This window comes from Micromonospora sp. SCSIO 07396 (assembly GCF_053667945.1).
In genome coordinates this window covers 1,892,319-1,900,024 of the sequence record NZ_CM132210.1, presented here as the reverse complement: position 1 = coordinate 1,900,024, position 7,706 = coordinate 1,892,319, and the positions used below count along the sequence as shown (strand labels likewise).

Here is a 7,706-nt window from a genome sequence, read left to right as displayed (position 1 = left end):
CCGCCGTCCGCCTGGCGGCGGAGCAGTACCGGCCGCCGCCCGCCTGCGGCGGAGCCACCGCCGGCCGCTAGGTGTGCCGCCCGGTGTTGACCCCGCCGGAGATGTCGGCGTTGGTCGCCTCCATGTCCGCCAGGAGTCGGCCCAGCTCCCGCAGGTCCTCCTGGTAGCCCTGGGGCACCGCGCCCAGCACCTTGATGAGGTCCGCGCCGACCGACGCCTTCGGCAGGTTCGCCACGATCTCGTCGATGTCCGCGTACGGTTCCCCGACGAGCCCGGGATGGTCGGTGTCGCTGCGGCGCAGCGCCTGTTGGACCCGGTCCAGTTCCGCGGTGAACGGGTCGAAGTTCGGGTTGGTCAGCCGGCCGGTGTCGGCACCGATCGGCCCCTCGGCCGGGGGCATCAGTGGGCCCCGGCCGGGGGTGCCGGCGTCGGGTCGTCGTCCGGCCCGGCCGTCCGGAGCATCTCGGCGAGCAGCTTGTCCATCGGCAGCGGGCCGTGTTCCGGGTCGGCCCCGCCGGTCAGCAGGTCCACCATGGGCAGGCCGGCGGGGAGCAGCGACTCGAACGCGGCGACGGTACGGGCCATCGCCTCGCCCCGGGCCGCCTCGATCGTGTCGACCAGCAGCTCCCCCAGCTCCGGGCCGGCCATCGTCCGGTACGCCGAGGTCGGAAACTTGATCGCGGTGACCGCACCCCGACTGTCGACGGTCACCGCCACCGCCCGGTTCTTCGCGGTCACCGTGCTGTAGACGGTGTGCAGGCCACCCTGGATCTCGTCGATCGCGGCCTTCTGCCGTTCGAGTTCGGCGAGCGCCTGCTCGACCTGGTTGGACAACGGACTCGACATCTGTCCTCACCTCCGGTTGTCGCTACGGTTCGTCTGCTGCCGGGCACCGCGACGGTCGACCCGTCGGGCGGCGTCGACGGCGGTCAACCCCGGCCGCGCGCCTGGTCCCGGCCGTGCACCACCGGGCCGGCGGTGGGGGTCTGCTCCACCTGCACCGGCGTCGCCGCCGGCCGCCGCCTCGGCGGATCGGTCCGGCCGACCACGGCCGCCGTACACGTCGGGTCGGCTCCCCAGGCCTGCTCGTCCTCGGTCAACCGGGTGGTGCGGCGGGTGTCGTCGCCCGCCCGGCCCGGTGCGCCGATCGACGGCAGGACCGGCGGCCCGAACGGCCGGCCGCCGAGCTGTCCGGGTGCCGGGGCACCGCTGCCCGCCGCGCCCGACAACCCCGGGCCGCCGGCCGCGCCTGACGCCCCGGCACCGCCGGGCAGCCCCGCGCCTGCGGGCAACCCCCCGCCACCGGCACCGCCGAGCGGGCCGGCGAGCAGGGCGGCGAGTTCCCGACCGACGGCGGAGCCGCCGACGGCCCCCCGCGACGGCGGGGCGACCGGCCCGTCCGCCAGGTCACCGATGTCGACGCCGCCGCCGGCCCAGTCGCCCAGCGCGCCGCCGGAGCGGCGGTCGCCGTCCGGGACGCCACCGCCGGCCCGTCCGCCGATCACCGGGCCGACGCCACCGGCCAGACCACCCACCCCGGCCAGCGCACCGCCGCCCCAGCCGCCCACGCCGCCACGCCCCAGGACACCGAGCGCGGCGACGCCGTCGCCGGCCGTCCCGGAGGTGCCGAGGACGCTGCGGTCCGCGGACCCGCCGGCCAGGCTCGTCGCGCCGAGCGCCGACAGACCTGCCCCGCCGAACCCGACGCCGCCCGAGGCGCCGATCGCGCCGATGGCCGCCGGGCCGCCGCCGAGCGCGGCACCCGTCCCGCCGGCCCCCGAGGAGGAAGACGACGAGAACGACAGGTCCGGCCCACCGCCGCCGGCCCCGTCGAAGCCGGCACCCCCGCCGCCGGTCCCGTCGAAGCCACCGCCGCCGGACTGGATGGTGGACCGCACCTCCTCGGGGGGTGGAGCGCCGGTGGGGCCGTCCGAGGTGCCAGGCGGTGGCGGCGGAAGGTCACCGCCGCCGGGCGGGCCGGCGAACCGGTTGACGATCCCGCTGGTCTCCCGCAACGCGGTGACGAGCTGCGCCAACGCGTCGCGCATCGCCAGGTCGAGCCGGACGAGCTGACGCAGCCAGGCGGTGCGCAGCAGCACGTCGAGGGCGGTCCAGCCGGCCGCGGTGGTCAGGTCGAAGGTGCCGCTGACCGGCCCGGTGCCGTAGGTGTCCGGGATGGTGACTCCGACCGCGTTCAGGCTGCCCTGGTCAACCTGCGCGAGGATGCTGCGGACCGCGCCGAACAGCGCGCTCGGGTGGTACGTGTTGAACCACTGGTGGGTGTGGTCGCTGAACTCCCGCCACGCGTCGTTGATCCGCTCGCGGAACATCAGCAGGTCGTTGGACTGCCGGAAGACCCGGTCCGACCAGGCGTTGGCCTCGTCGGTGGCGTTCATGTCGCGGGTGAGCCGGTCGATGTCGGCGTGCAGGGTGTTCAGGGCCGCCACGAAGACCGCCGACGCCGAGCCCTCGAACCCGGATCCGGCCCCGCTGATCCCGTCGCGCAGCACCCGCAGCTCGGCGGCGGTGGTGAGCAACGTCTGCTCGACCCGCCACAGCAGGTTGCCGGCGTCGGTGAAGCTACGTTCGCTGAACCAGCCGTTGGTGCCGGCGTACAGGCGGGTGAGGGCGTTGACGCTCGCCCGGTAGAAGCTGTCGAACGCGGTGGCCGGTGGGGGGCCGCCGCTGCCCTCCCAGAAGGTGACGTGGCCCCGCACGATCTCCCAGAGGTCCCGCTGCGGGTCGTCCACCCCGGGACCGACCCGACGGTAGCCCATCAGCTCCCGGTCACCCGGGTCGATGGTGGGACGGGTGCCCCGGTCCAGTTCCTGGGTGCGCCGTTCGACGAACCGGACCCAGGTGACCCCGTGGCCGGCGACCAGGTTGCGGTCGATCAGTGTGCCGCCGCCCTGGTCGGTGCCGTCGCGGCCCTCGTTGAGAACGTCCTGGAGCATTCGTTCCCAGGTCCAGCCGAGGTACTCCGGGTTCGGGGCGGTCACCGTGCGGCCCGCCCGGGTCGACGGTCAGCCACGGCGACGTCCCGTGGTGCGGGTGGGGCCTGGCGTCTGGCCGGGTCGGCGCGGCGCGACCGGCATCGTGGTGGCCGGTTCCTCGGCGTGCTCGGACCGGCCGATGACGGCCATCCCGCACTCGGGGTCGGTGCCCCAGACGTCCTCTTCCTCTTCCAGCCAGGTCTTGCGTTCACGGTCCTTCTCCCCCTGCTGGCCGCCCCCGCCCATGCCGCCCATGCCACCCATCGGCGGCATCATCGGGAACCCGCCGGCCGCCGAGGAGGCGGAGTCCGTGCTGCCTGCCCCGGTGCCGCCGGGGCCGAGACCGGCCGGTTCGCCGAGCAGCGCGGCCAGTTCACTGCCGAGCGCCACCCCGCTGGTCGAGGACTGGCCAGGCGAGCCGCCGCCCAGGTTGCCGACGTCGACCCCGTCCACGTCGGTCGGGAACTGCGCCGACGGGTTGGTCGTGTCGTCGCCGAGGCCAGCCGCCCCGCCGCCCCTAACTCCGCCCACGCCGCCCGCACCCAGGCTGCCCGACCCGCCCAGCACGGGGGGCAGGCCGGGTACGACGACACCGCCGCCCAGACCGGGGCCGCCGATCCCACCACCGAGCCCACCACCGCTGCCGCCACCTGCCGAGCCGGAGCCCGTGCCACCGCCGAGCAGGTCGTCCCAGTCGGTGCCGGGCCCGCCGGTCGACCCACCGGCACCGAGGTCACCGCCACCGAGCCCCAGTCCGCCCGTCCCGCCCCCGACGCCGGACCCACCGCCAAGGCCCAGATCGCCACCGAGACCCAGGCCGGACCCACCGCCGAGGTCGCCACCGCCACCCATGCCGAGGTCGCCGCCACCGCCTACGCCCAGGTCGCCGCCACCGCCCATACCCAGGTCACCGCCGCCACCCATACCGAGATCGCCGCCACCGCCTACGCCCAGGTCACCGCCACCGCCCATACCCAGGTCACCGCCGCCACCGATGCCCAGGTCACCGCCACCGCCGATGCCGGGGCCACCACCGCCGTTCAGGTCCGGACCGTTGAGGTCGGGGGTGCCGCCCGGCGGCGGGGTGGCGCCGGTGGTGGTCGGTGGGGGTGAGATGACGCTCACCAGGTGGGTGACGGAGCGCAGCCGGGTGGTCAGCCGCGCCAGCTCGGTACGCATCGTGGCGTCCAGCTCCCGCAGCTGACCCAGCCAGGCCCCCTTGATCATGTTGTCGACGCTCTGCCAGCCGGCCTCGGTCATCAGGTTGAAGGTGCCGCTGTTCACCGTGCCGTTGCCGTACGCGTCCGGCAGGGTGATCGTGACCTGGCTGAAGTTGCCCGTCCTGACCTCGGTGACGATCTTCTTCAACGAGTCGATCAGCGTGGTCGGGTTGTAGCCGTTGAACCACTGGAACGTGTGGTCGCTGAACTCCCGGAACGAGCTGGCGATCTTGTTGCGGAAGGTGGTCATGTCGTCGACCACGTCGTCGACCTGGTCGGACCAGGCCCGGTCGGTGCTGTTGGCGTTCATGTCGACCGCGAGCCGGTGGACGTCGCGCCGCAGGTTCGCCATCGTCCCGATGAACACCCCGGAGGCGTTGCCCTGGAACCCGGAGGCGTCGTCGCCGACCCGGTCCAGGATGGTCTTCAGCTCCCGCTCCGTGCTGACCAGGCTGGTCTCCACGTCGTGCAGCATCTTGGCGGCGTCGGTGAAGCTCTTCCAGCTGAACACCGGGTTGGCGCCGCTGGTCAGCCGCTGCAACGCCCCCTCGCTGGACTTGTAGAAGGTCTCGAACGCGCCGCGCGGCGAGGGCGCCCCCTCGGTCTGCGAGTCACTGAAGACGATCTTCACCTGGATGAACTGGGTCCGGGTGGTGTAGTGGGGTTTCCCGTCGCGCAGCGAGCCGACCGAGCTGATCCGGTAGAGGAAGAACTCGTTGCCGTCGAGCGAGTCGATCCGGTTGGTCACGTCACCGTCGCTGGGTGGGTCCGACGACTCGGTGACCGCATCGGTGTGGTCGACCAGGCGCAGCCACCGCACGTCCGGACCGGCCACCAGTTTGCGGTCCAGCACGGTGCCGCTGGTGCCGTCGGGACCGTCCCGGCCCTCCCCCAGCACGTTCTGGAGCATCGATTCCCAGGTCCACTGGGACATGTCCTGGTACGGAGCGGTCACCGGATCACGCCGTCGGGGTGGGGGTGGGGGTGGGGGTGCCGCCGGTGCCGGTGCCCGGCAGGAACTCCAGGAACCGTTCGGCGGTGACCGCGTTGAGCGACTCGATGTACTCCGAGTTCGCCAGCAGTTCGGTCAGCCCGACGGCGAGGCTGTTCATCGTGGTCCGGTGGCTGGTCATCCGGGCCAGCAGCGTGTCACCGGTCTTGTTGAGCTGGTCGCGGATGGTCTTGCCCGGCTCGAAGTTGCTCGTCCCGGCCGAGACGACCAGGTCGCGCAGCGTCTGCGAGACGTACTGGCCCTGCCCGGAGGTGGCGGTGTCGACCGCGTCCCGCAGGCTGTTGAGCTTCGCGATGAGCTGGTTGATGTACGGCTCGTCGATGACGATCGGCATCGGTTCCTCCGTTGGGTGAGGGTGGGGCGGGCGGCCCGGGACCGCCCGCCGCACCGGGGGTCAGACGTTGCCCTGGAACAGCGCGGCACCCCGCGCGTCGCCCAGCCGGTAGTTGTCGTGGATCTGGTCCAGCCGGGACGAGGCGTCGGCGATCGCCCGGCGCATCTCCTCGATCCCGGCGTTCCACTTGGCCTGCGCCGCCGTGAACGCCTCCCGGGTGTCACCGGAGTTGGCGTTGACGTACGTCTGGACGACGGTGTTGAGTTCGTCGATCGCGTTCTGGATGCTGGTGGTCACGCCCTGCAACTCGGCCGAGCTGTCCAGCAGACCGTTGGGGTTGAGTCCGTACGACGGCATGGGTCGTCCTTCGTGAGGGGTCGGTCGGTGGTCAGGTCCAGCTCGCGGAGAGGGCGTTGTCCTGCTCCACCTGCGCGCTGGTCTGGTAGTGCGAGGTCATCGCGGTGTTCAGGTCGAGCAGCCCCTGCTTGACCTTGCTCAGCCCCTCCAGCCACTGCTGGATGGAGGTGGTGAAGGCGGTCTTGGCCTCCCCGCGCCACTGGGTGTCCAGGAAGCTGGACGTGTTGTCGACGGCGCGCTGCGCCGCGTCGCACTGGGCGTCGGTCTGGTTCATCGCCGAGATGGTGCTGCGGATCGTCTGCTCGTCTACCTCGTTGCCGAGTGGCATCGGCGCTCCTTCCGGTTGGGGCGGCCGCGGCGGTTCCGCGTCGCCGGTTCCGCTGCCCGGCGGTCATCCGACGACCCGGGCGGGGTCGAGGGCGGGACCGGTCGGCAGCAGGTCGATCAGGTCCGGTGACACCACGGTCGCGGTCGCGGGGGCGTAACCCAGCCGCTCCGCCACCGCCGCACCGGCGAGCGGGTACTTCACCCCGGCGTCGGTCACCAGGTGGTAGGTGGTGCCGGGCTGCCCGGCGCGGCCGGCGACCACCAGCCCGCCGTATCCGGGCGCGACCGTCACCGCGTCGGCGGTGTGCGTCGTGCGGGTCACCCCGACACCGCCGCGCACGATGGCGGACGCCGGTGCCGGGCGGGCCGCGACGACCCGGGGCCGGCCGTCGGCCCCGAAGCGCAGGCACCAGGCGAGCCCGGGGCTCCGGATGGCCGCCGCCGGCGCCACCGCCGGCAGTTCCTCGGCCACGGGTGGCCGGGCCGCCAGGGGCAGCCGGGCCAGCGCCGCCGGGCTCAGCACGGTCGGCACCACCGCCCGGCCGCCGTAGCCGGCGACGGTCGCCGGGTCGGCGGCCAGCAGCGCGTACGCCAGCGGGGTCAGCCGGGCCAGCCCGTCGCGGCGCAGCAGGTAGTGACGTTGCTCGCCGTCGGCCGGTCGGGCGGTGAACAGTTGACCGATCCGGGTCGGCTGCCCGTCCACCGTCGGCCCGGCCTCACCGCGCCCGGGCACCGGCACCGGCCCCAGGTCCACCCCGGCGGGGACCAGGTCCAACCAGGCCGCCGGTACGGTGACCGGTGGCCCGTCGTGGCCCAGCACCGCCGGCAGCCACGGCGCGGTGAGCCGGAACCGGTGACCGTTCCAGATCAGATAGCCGGCGGTCGGGTCGCCGGTGGGCCGGACCAGCACCGCCCGGTCGGCGGCCAGCGGGGTCCCGTCGGCCGCCGGGGCGACCGACAGGGTCAGAGCCGTCGTCTCGGTGCCGGCCAGGTCCGTGACGCCGGGCGCGCACGCGGTCCACCCGACACCGGCCAGGCCACCGGCAGGCAGCACGTCGGGGGCGCCGACGATGCCCAGCGGCTGCCCGTGCGCCACCCCGCGCAGCGACTTCGCCGACACGGTGACCACGGCGAGTTCCTCGCCGAGCAGCAGCCGGGCCGAGGCGTAGTTGAGCACCGGACGCAGCCGCCCGTCCAGGTAGAGGTAGCGCGAGCCGGTCTCCTTCTCCACCACCAGCGCCCCGGCCCTGCGCCACGCGGTCGCCCCACCGGGGGCGAAGAAGCCGTACAGGGTGAAACCGCCGACCACCAGCGCGGCGACCAGGACCCCGGCGAGCAACCCCACCGTGGTACGCCGGTGCGGTGTCTCCAGGCCGTCCGGCTCGCCGGCCACCAGCGCGGCGCTCAACCGGCCCAGCAGGTGCGACTGCGCCTGCACCTGGTCACGTCGGGACTGCACGACC

At 73.9% G+C, this 7,706-nt stretch carries 8 protein-coding genes; all 8 read right to left on the bottom strand.

The genetic code is table 11. The features are described 5' to 3' along the window. Positions 1-67: 67 nt before the first annotated feature. The gene (locus ACWCHM_RS08230; RefSeq protein ID WP_454221929.1) at positions 68-400 is read right to left on the bottom strand and encodes a hypothetical protein; all 333 of its coding nucleotides are present in this window, start codon (positions 398-400) and stop codon (positions 68-70) included. Then, positions 400-846 carry a YbaB/EbfC family nucleoid-associated protein gene (locus ACWCHM_RS08225; RefSeq protein ID WP_454221928.1) on the bottom strand — a complete coding sequence of 149 codons (447 nt, stop codon included), beginning with the start codon at positions 844-846 and terminating at the stop codon, positions 400-402. The genes ACWCHM_RS08230 and ACWCHM_RS08225 overlap by 1 nt, the downstream gene beginning before the upstream one ends. An 83-nt stretch (positions 847-929) precedes the next feature. After that, the gene (locus ACWCHM_RS08220; RefSeq protein ID WP_454221927.1) at positions 930-2,999 is read right to left on the bottom strand and encodes a hypothetical protein; all 2,070 of its coding nucleotides are present in this window, start codon (positions 2,997-2,999) and stop codon (positions 930-932) included. Between the two features lie 24 nt (positions 3,000-3,023). Beyond that, a complete protein-coding gene (locus ACWCHM_RS08215) occupies positions 3,024-5,168 on the bottom strand; it encodes a hypothetical protein (RefSeq protein ID WP_454221926.1) in 2,145 nt (714 codons plus the stop codon). Between the two features lie 4 nt (positions 5,169-5,172). Next, the gene (locus ACWCHM_RS08210; RefSeq protein WP_421488063.1) at positions 5,173-5,559 is read right to left on the bottom strand and encodes a hypothetical protein; all 387 of its coding nucleotides are present in this window, start codon (positions 5,557-5,559) and stop codon (positions 5,173-5,175) included. Positions 5,560-5,619: 60 nt separating this feature from the next. Continuing rightward, positions 5,620-5,916: a WXG100 family type VII secretion target gene (locus ACWCHM_RS08205; protein WP_204961564.1), complete on the bottom strand. Its 297-nt coding sequence runs from the start codon at positions 5,914-5,916 to the stop codon at positions 5,620-5,622. 31 nt (positions 5,917-5,947) lie between these two features. Next, the gene (locus ACWCHM_RS08200) at positions 5,948-6,244 is read right to left on the bottom strand and encodes a WXG100 family type VII secretion target (protein ID WP_204923310.1); all 297 of its coding nucleotides are present in this window, start codon (positions 6,242-6,244) and stop codon (positions 5,948-5,950) included. Positions 6,245-6,307: 63 nt separating this feature from the next. Continuing rightward, positions 6,308-7,702 carry a type VII secretion protein EccB gene (gene eccB / locus ACWCHM_RS08195; protein ID WP_454221925.1) on the bottom strand — a complete coding sequence of 465 codons (1,395 nt, stop codon included), beginning with the start codon at positions 7,700-7,702 and terminating at the stop codon, positions 6,308-6,310. Positions 7,703-7,706: the final 4 nt, after the last annotated feature.